Below are 22,249 nucleotides of genomic sequence, written 5' to 3' on the forward strand. Positions count from 1 at the left end.
CATGTTCATGGTCTTGATGGGCACAGTCGTTATTGCCGGTATCGTGGGCTATCTGTCCGAGAAAACCGGGTTTACCCATAACGGATACCTGCCCTCGATCATCATTTGCGTGGGCGGCGCGTTCCTGTTCTACTTTGTCCGTATCATGTTCGGGATCAGTTTTGGTCCTCCGGGTCTGAATGCGGTTCTGTCATCCATCGGCGCGCTTATCATCGTGCCGACGCATTGGAGGAAGTAACGTGCCTGTCATTGCCCTGATCATAATCGGAGCAGCCGCTGGATTTCTGGCTACCCGATTGATGCGGATCGAGGCTGATATCCCCACGACGCTGCTGATCGGTATCGTGGGTGCGTTGGTTGGTGGGTTTCTGTTGCGCGCCTTGATCACCGTGGCGGGCTGGCTGTCCGGTTTTGTTGGAGCGGTGCTGGGGGCCTTTCTGGTGATCTGGATATGGAAAACCTACCTGCGCCGCTAAACACTTGACCTTGTGGCAGGAGAGCGGCCAGTTCGATTGACCGATTTATCCGAAAGCGACCCCATTGCCACATGATTTGCCCAAGTTTCAGTGCGAGATTGCTGTCGCGCTGACTTTAGCGGGCGTCGCAGGTTGTCGCTGTGCTCAAGCGCGGCGTCCGACCCGAGGTCATGTCGAAACGGTCCGCTTCGGCGGCGGTCATCCAATGCATGCTCTTGGCGGGGGCAGCATCAAGTGTGAACCAATAAAAGTCCTCATCCACGCCGATATCGTCAAAGTAACCCAGGTATCGATCATGTTCCGGATCATCGCGGGGAAGGCCGGTGCCTTGGATGTTCCAACCGCTCCAGCTGTGGACGCCAACACACGCCCCTGGTTCCAGAGTGCGCCGATCACCCGCGAGAAACAGATCAGTTCCGCCCGAAGCGACCAATCCGTTCGAGGGTACGACGGTATCGAACCCCTGATCATGAACGACGCGGGAAAAGACAACATTGGCGTCGTCGTCTACCGATCCATCGATGTATTGCAGGACCAATGTCTTCGCTTCCGGGTTTTGCTCGGTGATGTCCCGAAAGGCGTCCAAAGTGGTGTGGTCGATCGTGCCAATAGCGACGATCTGGTCACCCTGAGCCATGAATTGGACCGGAGTGTATCGCCCGGTGCAGGCAGCTAGCGCGGCGACGCAGGCTAGAAGTATCCATGGCTTCATCTCAACTCCCTCCTATTGCCGAGGTGGGCGACTTTTGTAGACCGGAAGTTTCCAGCCGAAAAGCAGTGATCCTGCCCGCAGCGCCCAGCAGATCAGGGCACAAGCGGCCAAAGCGAAAAGCTCTTCGAACCCGAGGCGGTGCGCAATTACAGCGGTCACAGCACCTGCAAAGGCGCAAGACACATAAAGCTCGCCTTGTTTTAGTACCAGAGGAACCTCGTTGCAGACTACATCTCGCATAAGACCGCCCAGACAGCCGGTACAAATTCCCATCAAGACCACGATGGTGCCTGATTGCCCCAGCGCGAGTGCAGCGCCAGTTCCAGCCGCAACCGCGATGGATAAAGCGAAGCTGTCTAACCAGATCAGCAAGTTATACCGGCTTTCAACCAGATGGGCAGTAAAGAACACCAACACTGCAGCCGCGGTTCCGATCAAGATATAGGCAGGTTGGCCGACCCAGAAAATTGGATGTCGGTCCAACAACAAGTCACGCACCGTGCCACCACCCACCGCCGTAAGGCAGGCGATGAAGGCGAAACCCACCAGATCTAGCTGCGCTCTGCTTGCCACCAACGCTCCGGTCAGGGCAAAGACCAGAACCGAAGCGTAATCCAGCAGGGCCAGCCCGTTCATGCCTGCGTCTTTTTCGGTTTGAACGGTGCCATTCCGGCACGCGCCAATTCGTCGGCCTTTTCGTTTTCGGGGTGGCCGGCATGACCTTTAACCCATTCCCAAGTCACATCGTGCCGGGTCTGGGCCTCATCCAGCCGCTGCCAAAGGTCGACATTCTTAACCGGCTTCTTGTTCGAGGTTTTCCAGCCGTTCCGCTTCCAGCCGAAAATCCACCCGGTCACACCGTTCTTTACATAGGCGCTATCGGTGACAACGGTGATTTTCGAGGCTCGCTCCAGCGTCTCGAGCGCACTGATGGCCGCCAGCAGTTCCATACGGTTGTTGGTGGTCTCGGCTTCACCGCCGTTCAATTCCCGCTCTTTCAGGACAGTGTCACCCTCCATCGCCCGCAGCAGTACGCCCCAGCCACCGGGGCCGGGATTACCTGAGCAGGCTCCGTCCGTATAGGCGAATAGTTCAGGCATGGGCCAATACCAAAATGAAGCCGTCATAAGACCCGGCCAAACCGGCGCCCATGCCAGTTGTTATTCGATCGATCGTAAACCCGGCCTGCTCCAGTGCATTTTCAATCTCGGTTTGCGAAAAATAAGTGTAATAGCGATCCAGGTCGTCGCGGTGTTCACCTGTGCCCAATTTCAGGCCGAGGAAAAAGATACCTTTAGGTTTCAGCGCCCGGTGAATAGATGCCAAATGGCGCGGAAAATCCTCGCGCGGCGCATGTAACAAAGAAAAGCTGGCGTAGATACCGTCGTATTCTGCCACTTCTGTCACATCGTCGAACGTGCCCAAATGGGCATCCACGCCGTTTTTTCGGGCGTGTTCGACAAAAGCTGGTGTTGCGTCGAGTGCCCGAACCGACAGCCCCTCGCGCATGAAAAACGCGCTGTCCGATCCGGGGCCAGAACCCAAATCCAGAATATGTCCGGTGCCAACCGCCTCGGCAAAGGCCATTCGGGCTTCGATCTGCTCGGGCGGCAGCGGGATTTTCAGATAGTCCGCTACACGAGCCGCATAGGCGTTGATCGTTCTTTCGTCAGTCACAGGTACACTCCTACAGCAAGGCAGGCCAGTACAATGGCGGTTAGCGTCACACGCAATCGCAACCACCATACTGGTGTCAGCCGCCAGTAAGCGAAGATAGCATCCAACACCAATAGCCCGGCGAAGCCGTACATCAGGTTGATCCCGGCGCTGGTTGGTCCGCCTCCGGTTTTGAAGAATGCCCATAGCGCAGGAAGTACAGACAGCGCGTAGCAAGTCGCCGCCTTGGTTCCCGAGGTTTTCGTGGCAAATCCCCAAAGCACACCGGACATAAAGCTGAGGATCACCGAGCCGTAGAACAGTTGAATATAGGGACCGACAAAGCGCGACCCAAACGTTTGCGTTCCCCAAGTATGCAGATCGTCGTTAAGGTAAGTCAGTGCGCCCCAGATAAACGGTATCAATCCTGCCAAACCAAGGATTAGCGGAGCCCTTGGAACCCCGTTCATGCGGGTTCCCTCAGAACGCGCGGAACCTTGAATTCGACATTCTCAACCGCAGTCTCAACCAGTTCGACTGTGACGTCATAGTGGTCGCGGAAGGCATCGATCACCTCGTTGACCAGAACCTCCGGGGCTGAGGCCCCGGCCGTGATCGCAACAGTTGAGATACCTTCAAGTGCCCGCCAGTCAATCTCGGTCGCGCGCTGGACCAGTTGTGCGTAATCACAACCCGCCCGCGAGGCAACTTCGACCAGACGGCGCGAGTTTGAGGAGTTCGGTGCGCCTACGACCAGCAACGCATCCGATTTCGGGGCGACGGCTTTGACAGCCTCCTGCCGGTTTGTTGTGGCATAGCAGATATCTTCTTTGTGCGGGCCAACAATGGACGGAAACCGTGCCTCAAGCGCAGAAATGATGTCCTTCGTGTCGTCAACAGAAAGCGTCGTCTGAGTGACGAAGGCCAATTTGTCTGCATCGCGCACCTGCACGGTGGCGACATCTTCGACAGTTTCAACCAAAAGAACCTCGCCTTCAGGCAATTGTCCCATGGTTCCGATGGTTTCGGGGTGGCCCTTGTGGCCGATCATGATCATTTGAAGGCCGGCGTCAGCATGACGTTGCGCCTCGACATGGACCTTGGAGACAAGCGGGCAGGTGGCGTCAACATAGATCATCTCGCGCTTAGTAGCTGTCGCGGGTACGGATTTTGGTACGCCATGCGCGGAAAAGATTACCGGTCGATCATCGGGGCATTCGTCCAGTTCCTCGACGAAGACCGCTCCTTTTGCGCGCAGACCGTCGACGACGAATTTATTGTGCACGATTTCATGGCGCACAAAAACGGGCGCACCCCATTTCTGTAGGGCCATTTCGACGATCTTAATTGCACGGTCAACACCGGCGCAAAACCCGCGCGGGGCAGCAAGGTAAAGGGTCAAAGGCGGTTTGGTCATGTCGCGGTCTCCATAGGCCACAGGTAAGTCTTTTCCTAGCCTTGGTCCAGACGCGACCTTGTCATTTAGCTGACACGAATCGGTGCTAGCCAATAGATGTTTAAGCACCTGTTTATAGTTAAAATGGCGCGGTCAGGAACATGTGTCCTGACCGCGCCGATTTCTTCGCCCGGCTTTGGTGAGCGCCGGGTCTTACTGTCCGCTGGCAGCCGCGACACTACGCGGTTCCATCGGCATTTCACGCGGAGGCCGTCCGATCACATCGCGCAGGTCTTCAAGTTCGATGAAATTGTCGGCCTGACGGCGCAATTCGTCTGAGATCATTGGCGGCTGGCTGCGGATCGTCGAAACGACCGATACGCGCACGCCTTGACGTTGCAGGCTGGCTATCAGCGGGCGGAAATCCCCATCGCCCGAGAAAAGCACGATATGATCGACGCGCGGCGCCAATTCCATGGCATCAACCGTCAGTTCGATGTCCATGTTTCCTTTGACTTTCCGACGCCCCATGCTGTCGGTGTACTCTTTGGCCGGTTTCGTGACCATGGTGAAGCCGTTGTAATGCAGCCAGTCAACCAATGGACGGATCGGCGAGTACTCGTCGTTTTCAAGTAGCGCTGTGTAGTAAAAAGCCCGAAGCATCTTTCCGCGGCGCATGAATTCTTGACGCAGCAGTTTGTAGTCGATGTCAAACCCCAGTGCTTTTGCGGCTGCATAAAGATTCGAGCCGTCGATGAACAGCGCTAGCCGTTCGTCTTTATAAAACATAAATAGTTCCTTCCGGTACAAACCAGCAGCGTCGGGTGTTAGGTGAGTGAGCTAGAAAATAAGCGACGCGCTGATACCTCTATAATTAGGGCTTTTAGTGTCTATCGCAAGCATGCAATTCACCGAATGTGGGGGGGTAAATGGGCAAAACTTCAATAAAAGCGGTGATTGCGCTGGGCGCAAATATCAGTTTGAGAGAGTCAGGGCCCAAGGTGACACTTCAAAGGGGTATTGACGCGATTTCGCGTCATGGTGCGGTGATTCGCGCTGTAAGCCGCTTTTTTGAGACACCCTGTTTCCCACCCGGTGCCGGGCCAGATTACGTGAATGCGGCAGCGTTGATTGAAACCGACAAAAGCCCACACGAGTTGTTAAGTCTGCTGCATGAGGTCGAACACCAATTTGGCCGCGAGCGGGTTCAACGTTGGGGGATGCGAACGCTGGATTTGGATCTGGTCTGTTACGACGATCTCGTTCTGCCCGACACAGCAGAATATCACCGGTGGCTGACACTGGCACCAGAAGAGCAAAAACAACAGGCGCCAGAGCAGTTGATTCTACCGCATCCACGCCTTCAAGATAGGGCGTTTGTATTGGTTCCGATGGCAGACGTGGCCCCAGAATGGCGACATCCTGTCCTAGGTCAGACCGTTGCAGAGATGCTCATGAACCTGCCTGTCGAAGATATTGACGCCGTCACCCCTCTTTGATCTGTGCGGTTGCAGTATTTCTGCTTGTCAAGGCGGGGATTCGCGCATAGATAAACGTCTTCCTGACATGGATTCAGTAACGGAGAGCGCCCCATGGCCCGCGTGACGGTTGAAGATTGCGTAGACAAGGTTCCAAACCGGTTCGAACTGGTGATGCTTGCCGCCCATCGAGCGCGTGAGATTTCTGCCGGTGCGTCGATCACCGTGGATCGTGATAATGACAAAAACCCTGTCGTTTCGCTACGCGAGATCGCGGATGAGACCCAGAGCGCCGATGAACTGCGGGAGCGCCTGATCGAAGCGAACCAGACTCAGATCGAGGTGGATGAGCCAGAAGAAGATCAGATGGCTCTGCTGATGGGTGCGGAATCGGATAAGCCTGTCGATGACGACATGTCAGAAGAGAAGCTGCTGCGCGCTCTGATGGAGGCTCAAGGCCAGGGGTAACCCAAGCTACACAAGGTGCGGACCGGATGATTTCTGCTGACGACCTGATTGCGCTGGTCCGCAACTACAACCCCAAAACAAATGCAGACCGCATCGCCCGAGCATATGAATTCGGGATTCAAATGCATGAAGGTCAGTTCCGCCATTCTGGCGAACCTTATTTTACCCATCCTGTTGCCGTCGCAGCCATCCTGACCGAACAGCGTCTGGATGACGCAACCATTATAACGGCCCTGCTGCACGACACGATCGAAGACACCAAAGCCAGCTATGGCAAGGTTTCAGAGTTGTTCGGGGAAGAAGTCGCCAAGCTTGTCGATGGCGTCACCAAACTGACCAACCTGCAGCTTTCCAGTCGCGAAACCAAACAGGCCGAGAATTTCCGCAAGCTTTTCATGGCAATGTCCAAAGACCTGCGGGTCATACTGGTCAAGCTCGCCGACCGGTTGCACAACATGCGCACAATCAAGGCAATGCGTCCTGAAAAGCAGGTCGTTAAAGCGCGTGAGACCATGGATATCTACGCGCCGCTTGCAGGGCGGATGGGTATGCAATGGATGCGCGAAGAGTTGGAAGACCTTGCATTCCGCGTACTGAATCCTGAAGGCCGCCAGTCGATCATCCGACGCTTTATCACTCTGCAACGCGAAACGGGCGACGTGATCCACCGGATCACCGGGGACATGCGGCACGAGTTGGAAAAGGGCGGGATTGAAGCCGAAGTTTTTGGTCGCGCGAAAAAACCTTATTCAATTTGGCGAAAGATGCAGGAGAAGGACCAGGGGTTTTCACGACTGTCCGATATCTATGGTTTCCGTATCATCACCCAGACCGAAGAAGACTGCTACCGGACTTTGGGTGCGATCCACCAGCGTTGGCGGGCTGTTCCGGGGCGTTTCAAGGATTACATCAGTCAGCCAAAGTCGAACGGCTATCGCTCGATCCACACCACAGTTTCGGGGCGTGACGGCAAACGCGTTGAAGTACAGATACGCACCCGACAGATGCACGATGTTGCCGAAACGGGTGTGGCAGCACACTGGTCCTATCGCGACGGTGTCCGATCCGAGAACCCATTTGCCGTAGACCCTGCCAAATGGATTGCGAACCTCACCGAACAGTTCGACAGCGAAGATGACCACGAAGACTTTCTCGAGGCAGTCAAGCTTGAGATGTATTCGGACCAAGTCTTCTGTTTCACCCCCAAAGGCGATGTGGTGAAACTGCCGCGCGGTGCAACGCCGATTGATTTTGCATATGCCATCCACACGCGGATTGGACATGCTTGCGTTGGTGCCAAGGTGGACGGCATTCGCGTGCCGCTTTGGACTCGGATCAAAAATGGACAGTCTGTCGATATTATCACCGCCGACGGGCAGACGCCGCAGGTCACTTGGCTTGAGATCGCAGTAACGGGCAAAGCCCGTACGGCCATCCGCCGCGCCCTTCGTGAAGTCGACCGTGAACGTTTCATCAAGCTGGGTAAGGAACTGGCCCGCTCGGGTTTTGAGCACGTGGGCCGCAAGGCGACTGATAAGGCTCTGGACACTGCGGCGAAACACCTTCGTTTGAAGGACCGGCACGAGCTGTTGGCCCGTCTTGGTAGTGCCGAACTAACAGCGCATGATGTGGTCAGCGCGGTCTATCCCGAACTGACCCAGGACGAAGGTGACGCTATTTCCCCGCGTCGCGCGGTGATCGGTCTGGAGCCAGGACAGAAATTCGACCGTGCGCCCTGCTGTCAACCGTTGCCCGGCGAGCGCATCGTTGGCATCACGTTTCGCGGTAAAGGCGTGGTTGTGCATGCCATCGACTGCGACCGGCTCTCTGAATACGAAAGCGAGCCAGACCGCTGGGTCGACTTGCATTGGCATTCCGGCACACACCCGGCCGCTTATGGGGTCACGCTGGATTTGACCATCGGTAATGACGCGGGGGTCCTGGGGCGTATTTGCACATTGATCGGCGAGAAAAAGGCCAATATCTCGAACCTGGAATTCGTTGACCGCAAACCGGATTTTTACCGTCTGTTGATCAGTGTCGAACTGCGTGATCTGGAACAGTTGCACTCGCTGATGCTGATGCTTGAGGCCGAAAGCGACGTCGCTGCGGTCGAACGTTACAGAGATAGGGAAAAAACCGCGGTAGCGGCTGGCTGAGAAGGGGTGATCAGGAGTGGTTTTCAAGCGCCGAGATCGACGCTCGCCCATTCAGATAGCTTCGGATTTCATCTATCCGCGCGGTGGCTGGACCCGTGCGTTTCACTACGTCAAACACCGCATAAGACGACTGCCGGATACGCCTGAACGTATCGCGCGTGGCGTCGGGGTAGGTGTGTTCACGGCATTCACACCTTTTTATGGGCTACACTTCGTCGTTGCCGCCATACTCAGCCGGATCTTCAACGCCAACTTGCTGGCGTCGCTCAGCGCAACCTTCTTTGGCAACCCTTTGACTTATGTGCCCATAGGTGTCGTCTGTCTGCAGATAGGTCATTTCCTGCTGGGAGATGACTTTGAGGAGGAAGAGACCCACGGCCTGATGAACAGTTTCGCCCAAGCGATAGGGGACTTGAAAAATAACTTCCTGGCTTTGTTCACGGATCGTGTGGCCGATTGGCAGGGGCTTGGCATTTTCTATGATGAGGTGTTTTTCCCTTGGCTGATTGGCGGTATTCCACCGGGATTGGTGGCGGGCGTGGTTTGCTACTATCTCAGCTTGCCGGTGGTCAGGACCTATCAGCAGCGCCGCCGCGCTCGGATCAAGGCAAAATTCGACGAAATCAAACGTTTGGCCGAAACCAAGGCTGCCGTTCCGGTAACAAACCCACTAGGTTCGACCCGGAATACGGGAAAGGAATCAAGCGATGTCTGACAATCACCTGCGTCTGGGCGTGAATATTGACCACGTTGCCACCGTACGGAACGCGCGTGGCGGTGCTTATCCTGATCCTCTGCGGGCCGCTAAATTGGCGGAAGAAGCTGGCGCTGACGGGATCACTGCGCACCTGCGCGAAGATCGCCGTCATATCTCGGACGCCGATATCGACGGGCTTATGGAGGTTCTCTCGGTTCCGCTGAACTTCGAAATGGCCGCCACGCCTGAGATGCAGCGGATCGCCCTGCGCCACAAACCTCATGCTGTGTGTATCGTCCCCGAAAAGCGCGAAGAACGCACTACGGAAGGTGGGCTTGAGGTCGCTCGTGAGGAAAATAAGCTGGCCCACTATATTGCACCGCTGCGCGAAGCAGGTTGTCGGGTGTCCATCTTCATCGCTGCCGATCAGCGCCAGATCGAAGCTGCCCACCGTATCGGGGCCGAGGTGATTGAGCTGCATACTGGCGCCTATTGTGACGCTCATGCTGAAGGTCGCATGGACGTGGCCGCGCAGGAGCTTGAATCCCTGCGCGAGATGTCCTCGTTCGCGCATTCCCTAGGGCTTGAGGTTCACGCCGGTCATGGTCTGACATATGAAACGGTGAAACCCATCGCCGCCTTCCCCGAAGTGCGCGAACTGAATATCGGTCACTTTCTGATAGGTGAATCCATTTTCCGAGGCCTTACTCCGGCAATCGCCGAGATGCGCCGTCTGATGGATGAGGCGCGGGCCCGATAGCGAAGAAGAACCAAGGTCGGATGACGAGGTAGCACCGTGAAAGCAATCACTTATCAAGATTTTGGTCCAGCGGAAGACGTGCTTGAACTGATTGATATGCCTGACCCAGAAGCCGGGCCGGGTGAAGTAGTAGTTCAGGTTAAAGCCACGGGTATCAATCCATCTGATGTTAAGCTGCGTGGTGGCGCACGGCCCGGGGCGGTCATGCAGTACCCCCGTGTCATTCCACACTCGGATGGTGCCGGGGTGATTGTGGCCGTTGGCCCTGATGTCGATCCGTCTCGGGTTGGCGAACGGGTTTGGATATGGAACGGTCAGTGGCAACGCGCGTTCGGAACCGGTGCCGAATATATTGCGCTACCTTCTGAGCAGGCTGTGACGCTTCCTGACACTACCAGTTTTGCCGAAGGCGCTTGCTTTGGGATCCCGGCGATGACCGCCTGGTATGCCTTGTACTCAGATGGACCGATCGCTGGAAAGACGATCCTGGTAACCGGCGGAGCAGGAACCGTAGGGCGTTACGCATGTCAGATGGCCGCACTTGGCGGTGCTCGGGTCATCACAACGGTTAGTTCAGAAGAAAAAGCTGCTCACTCTGGTGCGAAAGAGTTCGTAAACTACCGCACCCAAAACGTTGCCGAAACTGTGCTGGATATGACCAATGGTGCAGGCGTTGATCGCATTGTCGAAGTGGATTTTGCGGCCAATCAGGATGCGTCGCTGGCATTGATCCGACCGGGTGGAATTATCGCAAGCTATTCGTCTGTGTCGCAAATGCGCCCAGAGCTGGATTTCTACAGCTTCATGTTTAAGAACATCCGCTTGCATATGTTGATTGTCTACCAACTGGATGCAGCCGCCCGGCGAAGGGGCGAAGCACAGTTGAGTGATTGGTTGGAGAAAGGCGCGTTGGACCATGCTGTTGTGCATGGCGGGCAATTGGCTGACGCTGCCGCAGCCCACAAGATGGTTGAAGCAGGTGAAAAGATGGGCACCGTGGTTCTGGAGGTATAACGTGATCCTGGGAATTGGCACAGACCTCGCGAATATAGACCGAATTCAAGGCACGCTTGATCGGTTCGGAGACCGTTTCCGCAATCGCGTTTTCACCGAAACCGAACAGAGTAAAGCGGAGCGTCGGCATGACACTGCGGGCACCTATGCCAAACGCTGGGCCGCGAAGGAGGCGTGTTCCAAGGCACTTGGCACCGGTCTGCGCATGGGTATTGCGTGGAAAGACATGGCGGTTACAAATCTGCGCACCGGACAGCCCGTGATGCACGTTACTGGCTGGGCCGCCGAACGCTTGAATGAGTTGACGCCCGAAGGGCACGAGGCGATCATCCATGTTACTTTGACCGACGACCATCCCTGGGCGCAGGCCTTTGTGGTCATCGAGGCGCGCCCGCTTCAAGATCAGGCCACGTAGCCTTGACTTGCCCCCCTTGGCCCCGCATGTAGCACCCCAACAACCCAAGGACCGGAGAGCAGTATGGCCGAGGACGTCAAAACCGGAAATCCCGTGTGGGAGACGATCAAAACCATCGTATACGCCCTGCTGATTGCAGGCGTTTTCCGTACACTGTTTTTTCAGCCTTTCTGGATTCCGTCGGGCTCGATGAAACAGACGCTGCTGATTGGCGATTTCTTGTTCGTCAACAAGATGGCCTATGGCTATTCCTACGCGTCCTGTCCCAGCCTGATCATTCCCAGCGTCGGCCTCAACATCGACGCGGAAGATATCTGTGGATGGATGCAGGGCGACAATACCCGGATCTGGGGTGGTGAACCTGATCGCGGCGACGTCATCGTATTTCGGCACCCGGTTACTGGGCGCGACTATATCAAACGCCTGATCGGTTTACCGGGCGACCGCATTCAGATTCGTGATAGCCAAATCATTTTGAACGGCACCCCTGTTCCACAGCAACCCGATGGTGTCTTTACCGAGATTGCTGAACCGCAGGGCCCGCAACGTTTGCGTCCGCGTTGTGAAAATGGGCCTGTGGGATTTGGCGGTGAATGTGAAAAGTCCCGCTTCATCGAAACATTGCCCAATGGTGTCTCGTATGATGTTCTGAACATCGGTGACCAAGGTTCGGATAACACCGGCATATATACCGTGCCCGAAGGCCACTATTTCTTTATGGGTGATAATCGCGACAATTCCAGCGACAGTCGTCTGCCGCAGTCTGCAGGAGGCGTCGGATATGTGCCGTATGAAAACCTGATCGGTCGCGCCGATCGGATCATGTTCTCATCCGCTGGCCGGTCGATGTTGTTCTTTTGGACATGGCGTGGTGATCGCTTCTTCAAGGCAATCAATTGAAGCTTTCGACCGAGATAAAGGCGTTCCAGAAACGTTTGGGGTATGAGTTCGCGAACCCCGAGCTTTTGGTGCGCGCGCTGACTCACGGGTCGGTATCTTCAGCCACCAGGCCTGACAACCAGCGGCTCGAATTCCTAGGGGATCGCGTGCTGGGTCTTGTGATGGCGACGGCGCTGCTTGAGGCCGACAAGAAAGCCTCCGAAGGTCAGCTGGCCCCTCGTTTCAATGCGCTGGTCCGCAAAGAGGCTTGTGCCGATGTCGCCCGTCAAATCGACCTTGGCGCAGTACTGAAATTGGGTCGGTCCGAGATGCTGTCTGGTGGTCGTCGCAAGCAGGCGCTGCTGGGTGACGCGATGGAAGCCGTGATTGCAGCGATCTACCGCGATGCAGGGTTCGAGGCGGCCCGCGACGTCATCCTCGCCCTCTGGGGCGACCGTATTCATACGGTTGAAGCAGACGCCCGGGATGCTAAAACCTCGTTGCAGGAATGGGCGCAAGCCCGCGGCCAGAAACCGCCCAGCTATGTCGAGGTCAAACGCACCGGTCCCGACCACGCACCAGTCTTTACCATCGCCGCCCGCCTGCAAGACGGGACCGAAGCGCAGGCAACGGCCGGGTCAAAGCGACAAGCTGAACAGACGGCTGCTAAAGCTCTGTTGGAGCAGTTGAGTTGAGTCGTTTCGCTGAACTCTGGACATGAAAATCAGACCTGCACGGAAGGCAGATGCTGCCAGTCTTGCGGCATTGTCGATTGAGGTCTGGGTAGGCACTTACCTGCGACAGGGCGTGAATTCTTTTTTTGCGGAGTTCGTGCTGTCCGAGTTCACGACTACGCGGTTCGAGGCCCTTATTGATAACGGCGATGACCTTCTCATGGTTTCGGAGAACAGCGAAGGAATCGACGGCTATATTCGGCTGGCTGAGAAGCGCATTGCGCCTGTTGACGGGCTTTCCGACCTTGAGATCGTGACGTTTTATGTCCAGCCTCGTCATCACGGAAAAGGCATCGGTTCAGCGCTGTTGGATGTAGCGATCGATTTTTCCCGAGATAAAGGTCGTGACTCGATCTGGTTGATGACCAATTCTGAGAACCAACCAGCTATAGATTTTTATTTGTCCAAGGGATTCCAGAAAGTTGGCATCACGAACTTCCGGATCGGGGACCAAACCTATCCGAACCATGTTCTGACGTTGAACACGTCAAAGCATTCGTTAGGTCACACAACCCGGATAAACCCGGTTAATCCTGTCTTCTGATGCTCGATCACATGGCAATGAAATGCCCAATCGCCTGGATTGTCGGCGACCAAAGCGATTTCCACCACTTCGTCTTTCAACAGCAATATCGTATCCGTCATCAGTGGTGGCAGCGCGCGTAGGTTTGACTTTATCGGCGTAAAGGCTAGGCCGTGAAGATGAATTGGGTGCAAATTCGGAGATTCATTCCGTAGGCGCAGAACATAGCTTTTTCCCATTTCCAGCGTGGCTAGAGGCCCCACATCCTGCGCCGCATCACCCGGCCACGGTGTGCGATTGATCGACCAGAAATTATAACCCAATGACCCACAGAATCCGTTGTTTGGTTCCCCACCTTCCGGTGTCCAACCAAAAACGAACTCATGAACTTCGGCGTTTGTCAGATCAGGCTTGGCAGTGGGGTTTGCCTGCAATGGGCGAAGATCGCGCAGGTCGCGTGCAACCGAGGTGCCTAATGCTCGCAGACGGGTCATAGACCGAAGCTTTTGGCCAGGGAACTTGGCCATCAGTTCAACCGTTTGGCCCTCTTCGTCTGGCATCCTAACCGCAAAGTCGACCCGCTGGCCGGGGCCGATCAGCAAAGATTCATCCGCGCTAGGCATAGGAACGTCTATTTCGACAGGGTGGCCGTCCCAAGCGATTATCCGAGCTTCTGCACCATCCAAATGCACCTTGTAGATACGCGTTGTGTCGGTGTTAACGACGCGCAGTCGGACTATGCTGCCCGAAATGTGATCGTAAATTGGATTGTTCAGCCAATTCGCCGTTTGCACATTGCCGAAGGTACCAGATCGCGCAGCCCCGCGTGCAGTATAAGCTGGTAGAAATTGATCTGCCTCATCCAGCCGAAAATCGCGTAAATTGACGACCTGCTCACTGTCAAATCCGGGGTCCTCTGCCTCGGCGATCACCAGAACACCGGTCAGGCCATGGGCCATTTGTTCCATCGTCATGCAGTGGGGATGATACCAATAGGTCCCAGCATCCGGAGGCGTGAACTCATAGTCAAACACCTCATTCGGCCCAATCGGCATCTGGGTCAGGTAGGGCACCCCGTCCATTTCATTGGGGATACGTAACCCATGCCAATGCATCGCTGTGTAGTCGGGCAGCGTGTTGCGGACGGGCAAGCGCATGACCTCGCCCTGCCTGCCATACAAGACCGGAGGTGGCGCGTTAGGCGATAGACTGACCATACCCGCCGTCGACTGTTCACGTAACGCGAAATTGGCAGGCTGGACAACCAGCTCAGAGGTTCCATTAGCCAATCCTAAACCGCCCAGACCCAGCGCTCCGACTGTGGCGCCGCTGCCCAGCAGAAACTCACGTCGTTTCATGTCGACCTCACGATTAGATTATTCGCCTGGCTGGGATTGGCGTGGCGCCCGGCGGTGCTGCCATCTTTTGGGCATAGCCACAATGCGACAAATGCCTCTGGCCCGCTGTGGCTTTCTGCTATAGGGATGCGCACTTGCAAACAGGATCGCAGGACACATGACCACACGCGCCGGATTTATCGCCCTGATCGGAGAGCCAAACGCAGGCAAATCCACCCTTCTGAATCGCATGGTCGGGGCCAAGGTCTCAATCGTGACGCACAAAGTGCAGACCACCCGCGCCCGCATTCGCGGTGTAGCGATGGAGGGGGACGCGCAGTTGGTCTTTGTCGACACGCCCGGCCTGTTCAAGCCTCGCCGTCGTTTGGACCGTGCCATGGTCGCCGCCGCGTGGGGCGGGGCTGCGGATGCTGATATCGTCGTGCTGATGGTCGAAGCGCACCGTGGCATCACCGAAGGTGTGGAACGCATCCTCGAAGGGCTGGAAGAGATCGGGCAGGGCCGCACCGTTGCGCTGGCCATCAACAAGATCGACAAAGTCCCGAGTGAGAAGTTGCTGGCCCTTACCAGTGATCTGAATGCGCGTTACGCTTTTGCAGAAACCTTTATGATTTCGGCCGAAAAGGGCCACGGCGTCGAAGATCTGCGCAAATGGTTAGCAACCGAATTGCCCGAAAGCCCGTGGCTCTACCCCGAAGATCAGATCGCCGATCTGCCCCTGCGCATGATTGCCGCCGAAATGACGCGGGAAAAACTCACATTGCGTCTGCATCAGGAACTGCCCTACCAGCTGACGGTCGAGACCGAGAACTGGGAAGAGCGTAAGGATGGATCGGCCAAGATTGATCAGATGATTTATGTCATGCGTGACGGTCACAAGGGGATCGTGCTGGGCAAGCGCGGCGAGACCATCAAAGCAGTCAGTCAGGCAGCACGGGCCGAGCTGGAAGAATTCCTCGACCGTAAGGTTCACCTGTTCCTCCAAGTGAAAGTCCGGCCCAATTGGCTTGAAGAATCCGAGCGCTATTCGGAAATGGGTCTGGATTTCAAAGACGGCAACGCATGACACGCCTAACGGCTGAATTCTGGGTCCACGCCTATCTGGCGCGGCTAAGGTTTCAGGAAATCCCTGCTTTTGTTGTAACGCATGGCGACGACACGGCCGGTGCGGTGCTAATCAAATTGAACACACTGGACGGTGAAGCCGTTGCGTTCCAGCGCAGCTTTGATCTGATGAGCGGCGAAAGAAAATGGGTGGAACTGTCCTCCGGCCCCGAGGCGGATGTGGACGACGCCATTCAGCGCCAACGCAGCTTTGACCCAGACCTGTGGGTGATTGAGGTTGAAGATAGACAGGGAAGGCATCTGCTGGGCGAGGAGGGGCTGGAATAAACGCTGTTTGGCCTGGCGGACACAGTTTGGAATTCTATTTTCAACCTACGTTCTAGTCCGCGTGCTGAAATGCTATCAGCGTTTGTGCCTCACCCCTAAAAGGTTGAAATTTATGAAAACCTTACCTCTGTTCTGCTGCTTAACATTCTCGCTTTTAGTTTCAATGATGCTTCCCGCAGATGCGCAACAGAGGTTGGGATGGGTGTACCAGCTTGAGGGGCTTGCCGTTTATCAAGGCGATGCGGACTTGAGCGAGGGTGGAGAGTTCTCGGCTAGCCGAGCGTTTTTGCGTGCCACCGCTCTGAATAATCTGGAAGGTGGCAACTCTTTCGGGCTGTCCGCCAGTTTAGGCAGGTTCGACTACAGCTTCAGCGAGGCGAATAACCAACCTTGGGAAGATATCCGGGACATTCGCGTTTCGGTACCAATGCGGTTTCGCGTTGGGGATACAGCAACCGCTTTTATATCTCCGCAAGTCAGGTGGGATTATCAACGCGGGGCGTCTGCCTCGGACGGACGGACCTATGGCGTTTTCGCGGGTATCGCATGGCAGTTGAATGAGCGTCTGACCATCGGCCCAGCGTTCGGCGCGTTTTCGCAGCTCGAAGATGACAGTACAGATTTTTTTCCGGCTTTGTTGGTGGATTGGGATATCAACGACCGTTGGAACCTAAACACCGGCTCAGGGATTGGTGCAACTCAAGGGCCAGGTTTGACGTTAAGCTACGCGCTGACCGAAGACATGAACCTGTCCCTTTCCGCCCGGTCCGAGAGGATAAGGTTCCGTTTGGATGATAACGGTTTGGCTGCGGGTGGTATCGGAGAAGACAAAAGTATTCCGATTGTCTTGGCTTTCGGCTACGCCCCCAATCCAGGCGTGTCACTGAATGTCTTTGCCGGTGCCGAATTGGACGGTCGCCTGACATTGGATGATGAGAATGGAAATGAGACTAGCCGCCAGGACTATGACACCGCTCCTATAGTCGGCTTCGCTTTCAGGCTGAGGTTCTGAAGGCACGTTAAAGCTAACCTGTGCCTCTTGCTTCGTCTTTCGTCATGGGTTCTTGTGCTGTGTTGAACGCACCCTCAGCCAAAAGGACGATTTGTGGACTGGCGCGATCACGGCATACTCCTGACCTCTCGCCGTCACGGCGAGACAGCAGCGATCATTGAGGTTTTTACCGAGGGTCACGGTCGTCACGCTGGTGTTGTGCGCGGGGGGACCAGCCGTAAGATTTCACCCATTCTGCAACCGGGTGCGCAGTTGGATGTTCTTTGGCGGGCGCGGCTAGAAGAACACATAGGCACATTTCAAGTCGAACCCTTGCGGTCTCGCGCTGCAGCGGCGTTTTCCGGGCGCTTAGCGTTGGCAGGCCTGAATGCGGTCGTGGCCCTGTTGTCATTCAGCTTGCCGGAAAGAGAGCCGCATCCGGGCATCTATACACAGACCGAACAGCTAATGGATTTGCTAGGTCAGGATGAGATTTGGTCATTGGCCTATCTGCGTTGGGAATTGGCCTTGTTGGAAGAACTGGGTTTTGGCCTCGATCTGACGACATGCGCAGCGACGGGGTCGAGTATCAATCTGGTATACGTCTCGCCCAAAACAGGTCGCGCTGTCAGCGCCGAGGGGGCCGGGGAATGGGCAGACAGGCTGTTGCCGCTACCACCATGCCTGCGTGGTGAAGGGGCAGCACCTGACACCGAGATTGCTCAAGGTCTGCAAACGACCGGATATTTCCTGGAACACAGACTGGCCCCGTCATTGGGCCACAACCCACTGCCCGAAGCGCGGGCGCGGTTCGTGGATCAGTTTACTCGACGGCTGTGAACACCATTTCATGCCCGTCTTCATTTCGCAGGATCAGTATGTCACCCGACACTTCCGACTGCGTCATCGCCATGAGGGCGGCAAAGTAAAACCCCTCGGCCTCAAGCCCGGCACAGGCGGCGCGGGTGGCCGAAAGGTCGGTGATTTCAAACCAAGGGTAAGGCGCGTTCAGGGTGCCGCGATAACTGTTGCAGGGGGCGTTGCCTTCGATTTTGCCCTGCTCTGGAAAACGAAGCAGTGCGCTAGCTTCAAACGACTGTCCGTCGATTTCCTGCAGCGCCCAGGTTTGATCCGCAGCACCATAGGCGGCGACGGTTTCGTCCTTTTCGCATTGGAACAGAGCCAACAAGGGCAGGGTCAGGATCAAACGTGTCATATCACGGTCCTAGCGTATTAAAACGGCAGCTGGAATGGACGAGTTAGTAAGGTATCTTGCCGCTTATCAATTCGTCACGAACTTCCAGGCGGGGGCGCCAATTGTACTTGGTATCTTCCTGCACGGGGGCCCAAGTCAGCGCACCGCTTGACCGCCACGGGTCAAGGATGATCCCGTCATACATCGAATCTCCTTTGGCACTGATCAGGGCCGAGTGGTGGATGATCCGGAATTGTGTCGGCGGCGACGTGGCCCAATGTAGGTCCAGCGTGCGGAAGTTTTCACGCTTCAGCCGCGTGGTCATCGCTTGGGCCCAGTCGTTGCAAAGGCCAAACTCGCGAAATCCGTTGATGACTTTGGCATTGTGGACGATGGCCGAGTCAGTAACGTTCCATTCCTGCTTTAACTGTTGGGAATAGGAATAGGCGATGGTCGCGGCCCGGTCCGCTTCAGCCGGGTCAACCCCTGGCCCCAACGCGCGGATGGCCTGCGCCAGATCGTCAACATCGTTCTGAGTGGCCGTTGGCTTGGTCACAGCGCAGCCGCCAAGAACGAGCAAGGCAAGGGTCGCCCAAAGTGCAAAGAGTCGTCTGGTCATTCCAAGCGCCATTGTTTTCCTAAAGTCCAATAGCTGCCCTAACGGGATTTATGTCAGATTTCAAAGGGCATGCGTTTGCGTCGGCGGAAATGCCCGGCCTTCGTGTGATTTAGGCTTTAAACAGAAAAAGACCCGGCACACAGCCGGGTCAGTTGGGGAAACAGGAGTGCCGAAATTGGTCAGCCCAGCAAACGCCGTGCAATAACCTGTGCCTGAATTTCAGCAGCCCCTTCGAATATGTTCAAAATACGTGCATCGCACAGGACGCGGCTGATTTTGTATTCCAGCGCAAATCCATTCCCGCCGTGGATCTGCAGGCCGTTGTCGGCAGCAGCCCACGCCACGCGGGCACCTAAAAGTTTGGCCATACCGGCCTCAAGGTCGCACCGCTGACCATGGTCTTTTTCCCAAGCCGAGAAATAGGTCAGTTGCCGCGCTATCATGATTTCAACTGCCATCATCGCCAGCTTACCGGAAACACGCGGGAAGTTGATCAGCGACTTGCCGAATTGCTTGCGGTCCTGCGCATATTGCATGGCGATATCCAGCGCGCTTTGCGCCACGCCAATAGCACGGGCGGCGGTTTGAATCCGCGCGGATTCGAAAGTCTCCATCAGCTGTTTGAAGCCTTTGCCTTCTTCGCCACCCAGAAGATTCTCGCCCTTCACGTGGAATCCATCAAAACCCAGTTCGTATTCCTTCATGCCGCGATAACCCAGAACCTCAATCTCACCACCGGTCATTCCAGGGGTGGGAAAGGGGTTTTCGTCAGTACCCGGGGTCTTTTCCGCTAGGAACATGGAAAGGCCGCGGTGGTCCGTACTGTCGGGGTTTGTCCGAGCGAGCAATGTCATTACATGGGTACGTGCGGCGTGGGTGATCCAGGTCTTGTTGCCGGTGATCTTGTAATCACCGTTCTCATCCTTGACGGCACGTGTGCGCAGACTGCCAAGGTCAGACCCAGTGTTTGGTTCGGTGAAAACAGCGGTTGGCAGGATTTCAGCGCTGGCCAGTTTCGGCAACCAGTTGGCTTTCTGTTCATCGGTCCCGCCAGCGATAATCAACTCAGCCGCAATCTCAGAGCGGGTGCCAAGTGAGCCGACGCCGATATAGCCACGCGACAATTCTTCGGACACTACGCACATTGAAGCTTTGGACAGGCCGAATCCGCCAAATTCTTCGGGGATCGTCAGACCGAAAACGCCCATCTCGGCTAGTTCTTCGATGATCTCGATCGGGATCAGCTCATCCTTGAGGTGCCAGTCATGAGCATTGGGCTCGACCTTTTCCTGTGCATAGCGGCGGAATTGGTCGCGGATCATCTCAAGTTCTTCATCCAGACCTGAGGCGCCGAACATTGTCGCGCCTGCCTGATCCTCCATCAGAGCCACCAATCGCGTGCGGGCGGCCTGAGAGTTGGCCTGTGCCATCAGTGTTTGCACTTCTGTACAGTGGAAACCTGACAAGGCATCCCAGCCCAGTCCCATATCTTGCAGACGGACGACTTCGCCTTGGTTCATGGGAATGCCACCTGCTACCTGATGCAGGTACTCTCCGAAGGCGATTTGATGCAGCAATTGCTCCATTTCGCCGAACTTGCCATCTGCGTCCAGCGCGTCTGCCCAACGTTGCATCTGTTGCAGCGACTGGTTGTAGGTTGCGAGCCAGGCCAGACCATGGGCCGCTGTTTGGTGGGCTTCAATCAATGGACCGGAAATACGTCCATCCTCGGCCACCAAGCCCCGGACCGACTCACGAGCGCGTTCGAACACCGATTCAACAGCAGGCAAAGCAGCACGCGTCAGCGTCAGAAGGTCGGGCAAAACTGCGGATGTTTTCATCTGGTTCATATCCTGTCCGTCATGGGCCATGAATCGCGTCCTTCTTACATGTCGTCTGGTCATATCATGCTGCACGTGCAGCGCAACAAAAATACGAATTATGCCGCGAAATAGTTCGAAAATTTCTTTGACGATTTTGCAGTGCAGCGCTCGACAGGAGTGATATGAGGGGCCCATGACGTTGTTTTCTTTGCTTAGTCCTCAAGAACTAATGATGGCCGCTGTCGTCGCTTTTGTAGCGGGGTGGGTCAAAGGTATGGTTGGATTTGCTATGCCCATGGTGATTGTGTCGGGGCTGAGTATGTTCCTGCCGCCCAATTTGGCGATTGCGGGGTTGATTCTGCCGACGCTGGTGACCAATGGCGTTCAGGCCCTGCGCGAGGGCGTTCCGGCGACAGTGTCCGCTGTTAAACAATTCCGCGTCTTCCTGATTGTCGGATTGGTTTTTTTGTTGTTGGGGGCTCAGTTGGTCAGCGCGGTGCCGACTCAGACCTTTTTGTTGATGATCGGCATACCGGTTACGTTCTTTGCACTCATACAGGTGTTGGGTGTTCGGTTAAGCATCAGCAATCCTTCAGCACGAATCGAAGCGACGATTGGCGCTATCGCGGGATTTGTGGGGGGGATGTCCGGTATTTGGGGGCCGCCGACCGTTGCATATCTGACGGCGCTGAACACACCCAAAGCGATGCAGATGCGCGTGCAGGGTGTAATCTACGGGTTAGGTGCGGTTGCGCTGATGCTGGCGCATTTCGGATCTGGCATTTTTAGGGCCGAAACAGCTCCGTTCTCAGCAATCCTAATCGCGCCGGCCATGGCCGGGATGTCGATTGGGTTGTGGTTGCAATCGCGGATTGATCAAGCAGTGTTCCGCAAAGTGACGTTGCTGGTTTTGCTTGTCGCGGGCACAAATTTGTTACGCCGGGGGCTTTTGGGCTAAGTCCGCCTGTCCGCGAGGCGGAAAGTGAAATACAGCCCAAGCATCAAAAAAAACAGGCCTGAGATATCTCCGATCAAATAGGCGACGTATTCCACACGTGCGCTGCCAAAGGCCAAATTGGTCAGGCCGGAAACCAAGAACGACGTAATGATGCCAACGCCCATTACGCAGGACCAGCACGGTTTGCGATCTGATCGTGGAAATAAGTCCCAACCAGCCCATTTGCACAGGTAGAACACCGCTGGCACTGTTGTGACGGCTATAACCATGGCGATCAACCGACTTGGCAGGAACACGTCGTTGCCGCCCAAAAAGGCAAAGACCAGAAATACGCCAGGAAATAATGCGAGTATCGCTCGCCAGCCTAACAGCCAAGCCGAAAGTACCCGCACTCCGTGGGGTAGGAACAGCAAGCTCGCTCGGCTGGGATATTCAGGAAAAAACACGTTCTGAAGCGGCATCAAAACCTCAAACGTAAGGTAAGATGCCACGACATAAGCCAAAGAGGCATAGAGCGTGTCAGTAGCCCACCTGCGCACGAGTATC

General features: G+C 55.8%; 29 protein-coding genes. 17 read left to right on the top strand and 12 right to left on the bottom strand.

The genetic code is table 11. The annotated features are described in order from the left end of the window. Position 1 precedes the first annotated feature (1 nt). Both ACR0L3_RS18420 and ACR0L3_RS18425 read left to right on the top strand, forming a co-directional pair. Complete coding sequence (locus ACR0L3_RS18420; protein ID WP_170387214.1) at positions 2-238, top strand: hypothetical protein; 237 nt, start codon at positions 2-4, stop codon at positions 236-238. 1 nt (position 239) lies between these two features. Next, on the top strand, positions 240-476 hold the full coding sequence (locus ACR0L3_RS18425; protein ID WP_480747231.1) for a GlsB/YeaQ/YmgE family stress response membrane protein: 237 nt from the start codon (positions 240-242) through the stop codon (positions 474-476). A gap of 115 nt (positions 477-591) precedes the next feature. Here the strand turns inward: ACR0L3_RS18425 and ACR0L3_RS18430 are convergent, their stop codons facing one another. The 7 genes from ACR0L3_RS18430 to ACR0L3_RS18460 form a co-directional block, all read right to left on the bottom strand. Next, a complete protein-coding gene (locus ACR0L3_RS18430) occupies positions 592-1,188 on the bottom strand; it encodes a COG3904 family protein (RefSeq protein WP_480747232.1) in 597 nt (198 codons plus the stop codon). Between the two features lie 12 nt (positions 1,189-1,200). Further along, complete coding sequence (locus ACR0L3_RS18435) at positions 1,201-1,824, bottom strand: trimeric intracellular cation channel family protein (RefSeq protein ID WP_480747233.1); 624 nt, start codon at positions 1,822-1,824, stop codon at positions 1,201-1,203. Beyond that, entirely contained in the window at positions 1,821-2,288 is a 468-nt protein-coding gene (gene rnhA / locus ACR0L3_RS18440; protein WP_480747234.1) for a ribonuclease HI, read from the bottom strand. The genes ACR0L3_RS18435 and rnhA overlap by 4 nt, the downstream gene beginning before the upstream one ends. Beyond that, positions 2,281-2,865 carry a class I SAM-dependent DNA methyltransferase gene (locus ACR0L3_RS18445; protein WP_480747235.1) on the bottom strand — a complete coding sequence of 195 codons (585 nt, stop codon included), beginning with the start codon at positions 2,863-2,865 and terminating at the stop codon, positions 2,281-2,283. The genes rnhA and ACR0L3_RS18445 overlap by 8 nt, the downstream gene beginning before the upstream one ends. Further along, positions 2,862-3,314 (bottom strand): DUF3429 domain-containing protein, encoded by a 453-nt coding sequence (locus ACR0L3_RS18450; protein WP_480747236.1) that lies wholly within the window; start codon positions 3,312-3,314, stop codon positions 2,862-2,864. The genes ACR0L3_RS18445 and ACR0L3_RS18450 overlap by 4 nt, the downstream gene beginning before the upstream one ends. Further along, on the bottom strand, positions 3,311-4,261 hold the full coding sequence (gene ispH / locus ACR0L3_RS18455; RefSeq protein ID WP_480747237.1) for a 4-hydroxy-3-methylbut-2-enyl diphosphate reductase: 951 nt from the start codon (positions 4,259-4,261) through the stop codon (positions 3,311-3,313). The genes ACR0L3_RS18450 and ispH overlap by 4 nt, the downstream gene beginning before the upstream one ends. Positions 4,262-4,453: 192 nt before the next feature. Next, the gene (locus ACR0L3_RS18460) at positions 4,454-5,029 is read right to left on the bottom strand and encodes a LabA-like NYN domain-containing protein (RefSeq protein ID WP_037311150.1); all 576 of its coding nucleotides are present in this window, start codon (positions 5,027-5,029) and stop codon (positions 4,454-4,456) included. Positions 5,030-5,169: 140 nt separating this feature from the next. Here ACR0L3_RS18460 and folK point away from each other — a divergent pair, with 140 nt between their 5' ends. The 10 genes from folK (at position 5,170) to ACR0L3_RS18510 (ending at position 13,388) form a co-directional block, all read left to right on the top strand. After that, positions 5,170-5,739 carry a 2-amino-4-hydroxy-6-hydroxymethyldihydropteridine diphosphokinase gene (gene folK / locus ACR0L3_RS18465; RefSeq protein WP_480747238.1) on the top strand — a complete coding sequence of 190 codons (570 nt, stop codon included), beginning with the start codon at positions 5,170-5,172 and terminating at the stop codon, positions 5,737-5,739. A gap of 93 nt (positions 5,740-5,832) precedes the next feature. Next, a complete protein-coding gene (gene rpoZ / locus ACR0L3_RS18470; protein ID WP_170476872.1) occupies positions 5,833-6,186 on the top strand; it encodes a DNA-directed RNA polymerase subunit omega in 354 nt (117 codons plus the stop codon). 26 nt (positions 6,187-6,212) lie between these two features. Beyond that, a complete protein-coding gene (locus ACR0L3_RS18475; protein ID WP_480747239.1) occupies positions 6,213-8,345 on the top strand; it encodes a RelA/SpoT family protein in 2,133 nt (710 codons plus the stop codon). 16 nt (positions 8,346-8,361) lie between these two features. After that, entirely contained in the window at positions 8,362-9,060 is a 699-nt protein-coding gene (locus tag ACR0L3_RS18480; protein ID WP_480747241.1) for a DUF2062 domain-containing protein, read from the top strand. Then, positions 9,053-9,802, top strand: coding sequence for a pyridoxine 5'-phosphate synthase (locus ACR0L3_RS18485; protein ID WP_480747242.1), 750 nt, complete (start codon positions 9,053-9,055; stop codon positions 9,800-9,802). Before ACR0L3_RS18480 ends, ACR0L3_RS18485 begins: the two co-directional genes overlap by 8 nt. 36 nt (positions 9,803-9,838) lie before the next feature. Then, on the top strand, positions 9,839-10,816 hold the full coding sequence (locus ACR0L3_RS18490; RefSeq protein WP_480747243.1) for an NADPH:quinone reductase: 978 nt from the start codon (positions 9,839-9,841) through the stop codon (positions 10,814-10,816). A gap of 1 nt (position 10,817) precedes the next feature. Next, a complete protein-coding gene (gene acpS, locus ACR0L3_RS18495) occupies positions 10,818-11,231 on the top strand; it encodes a holo-ACP synthase (RefSeq protein ID WP_480747244.1) in 414 nt (137 codons plus the stop codon). A gap of 63 nt (positions 11,232-11,294) precedes the next feature. Continuing rightward, positions 11,295-12,131, top strand: coding sequence for a signal peptidase I (gene lepB / locus ACR0L3_RS18500; RefSeq protein ID WP_480747245.1), 837 nt, complete (start codon positions 11,295-11,297; stop codon positions 12,129-12,131). Continuing rightward, a complete protein-coding gene (rnc, locus tag ACR0L3_RS18505; protein WP_480747246.1) occupies positions 12,128-12,805 on the top strand; it encodes a ribonuclease III in 678 nt (225 codons plus the stop codon). Before lepB ends, rnc begins: the two co-directional genes overlap by 4 nt. Positions 12,806-12,827: 22 nt before the next feature. Beyond that, positions 12,828-13,388 (top strand): GNAT family N-acetyltransferase, encoded by a 561-nt coding sequence (locus ACR0L3_RS18510; RefSeq protein ID WP_480747247.1) that lies wholly within the window; start codon positions 12,828-12,830, stop codon positions 13,386-13,388. Here the strand turns inward: ACR0L3_RS18510 and ACR0L3_RS18515 are convergent. Next, complete coding sequence (locus ACR0L3_RS18515; protein WP_480747248.1) at positions 13,349-14,725, bottom strand: multicopper oxidase family protein; 1,377 nt, start codon at positions 14,723-14,725, stop codon at positions 13,349-13,351. The genes ACR0L3_RS18510 and ACR0L3_RS18515 overlap by 40 nt on opposite strands. A 157-nt stretch (positions 14,726-14,882) precedes the next feature. Between ACR0L3_RS18515 and era the strand changes: the two genes are divergently transcribed. The 4 genes from era to recO all read left to right on the top strand — a co-directional run bounded on the left by era (position 14,883) and on the right by recO (position 17,948). Then, entirely contained in the window at positions 14,883-15,791 is a 909-nt protein-coding gene (era, locus tag ACR0L3_RS18520) for a GTPase Era (RefSeq protein WP_480747249.1), read from the top strand. After that, complete coding sequence (locus ACR0L3_RS18525; protein WP_480747251.1) at positions 15,788-16,117, top strand: DUF1491 family protein; 330 nt, start codon at positions 15,788-15,790, stop codon at positions 16,115-16,117. The genes era and ACR0L3_RS18525 overlap by 4 nt, the downstream gene beginning before the upstream one ends. 112 nt (positions 16,118-16,229) lie before the next feature. Continuing rightward, a complete protein-coding gene (locus ACR0L3_RS18530) occupies positions 16,230-17,129 on the top strand; it encodes a hypothetical protein (protein ID WP_480747252.1) in 900 nt (299 codons plus the stop codon). Between the two features lie 93 nt (positions 17,130-17,222). Next, positions 17,223-17,948, top strand: a complete 726-nt coding sequence (gene recO / locus ACR0L3_RS18535; protein ID WP_480747254.1) for a DNA repair protein RecO — start codon at positions 17,223-17,225, stop codon at positions 17,946-17,948. Here the strand turns inward: recO and ACR0L3_RS18540 are convergent. From ACR0L3_RS18540 to ACR0L3_RS18550, 3 genes are all read right to left on the bottom strand, one after another. After that, positions 17,932-18,324: an META domain-containing protein gene (locus ACR0L3_RS18540; RefSeq protein ID WP_480747255.1), complete on the bottom strand. Its 393-nt coding sequence runs from the start codon at positions 18,322-18,324 to the stop codon at positions 17,932-17,934. The genes recO and ACR0L3_RS18540 overlap by 17 nt on opposite strands. A gap of 43 nt (positions 18,325-18,367) precedes the next feature. Next, on the bottom strand, positions 18,368-18,922 hold the full coding sequence (locus tag ACR0L3_RS18545) for a hypothetical protein (RefSeq protein ID WP_480747256.1): 555 nt from the start codon (positions 18,920-18,922) through the stop codon (positions 18,368-18,370). 179 nt (positions 18,923-19,101) lie between these two features. Next, positions 19,102-20,793 (bottom strand): acyl-CoA dehydrogenase family protein, encoded by a 1,692-nt coding sequence (locus tag ACR0L3_RS18550; protein ID WP_480747257.1) that lies wholly within the window; start codon positions 20,791-20,793, stop codon positions 19,102-19,104. A gap of 145 nt (positions 20,794-20,938) precedes the next feature. Between ACR0L3_RS18550 and ACR0L3_RS18555 the strand changes: the two genes are divergently transcribed. After that, on the top strand, positions 20,939-21,703 hold the full coding sequence (locus ACR0L3_RS18555; RefSeq protein WP_480747258.1) for a sulfite exporter TauE/SafE family protein: 765 nt from the start codon (positions 20,939-20,941) through the stop codon (positions 21,701-21,703). Here the strand turns inward: ACR0L3_RS18555 and ACR0L3_RS18560 are convergent. After that, positions 21,700-22,242, bottom strand: a complete 543-nt coding sequence (locus ACR0L3_RS18560; RefSeq protein WP_480747259.1) for a hypothetical protein — start codon at positions 22,240-22,242, stop codon at positions 21,700-21,702. The genes ACR0L3_RS18555 and ACR0L3_RS18560 overlap by 4 nt on opposite strands. Positions 22,243-22,249: the final 7 nt, after the last annotated feature.

The organism is Ruegeria sp. CK1, from assembly GCF_056536545.1.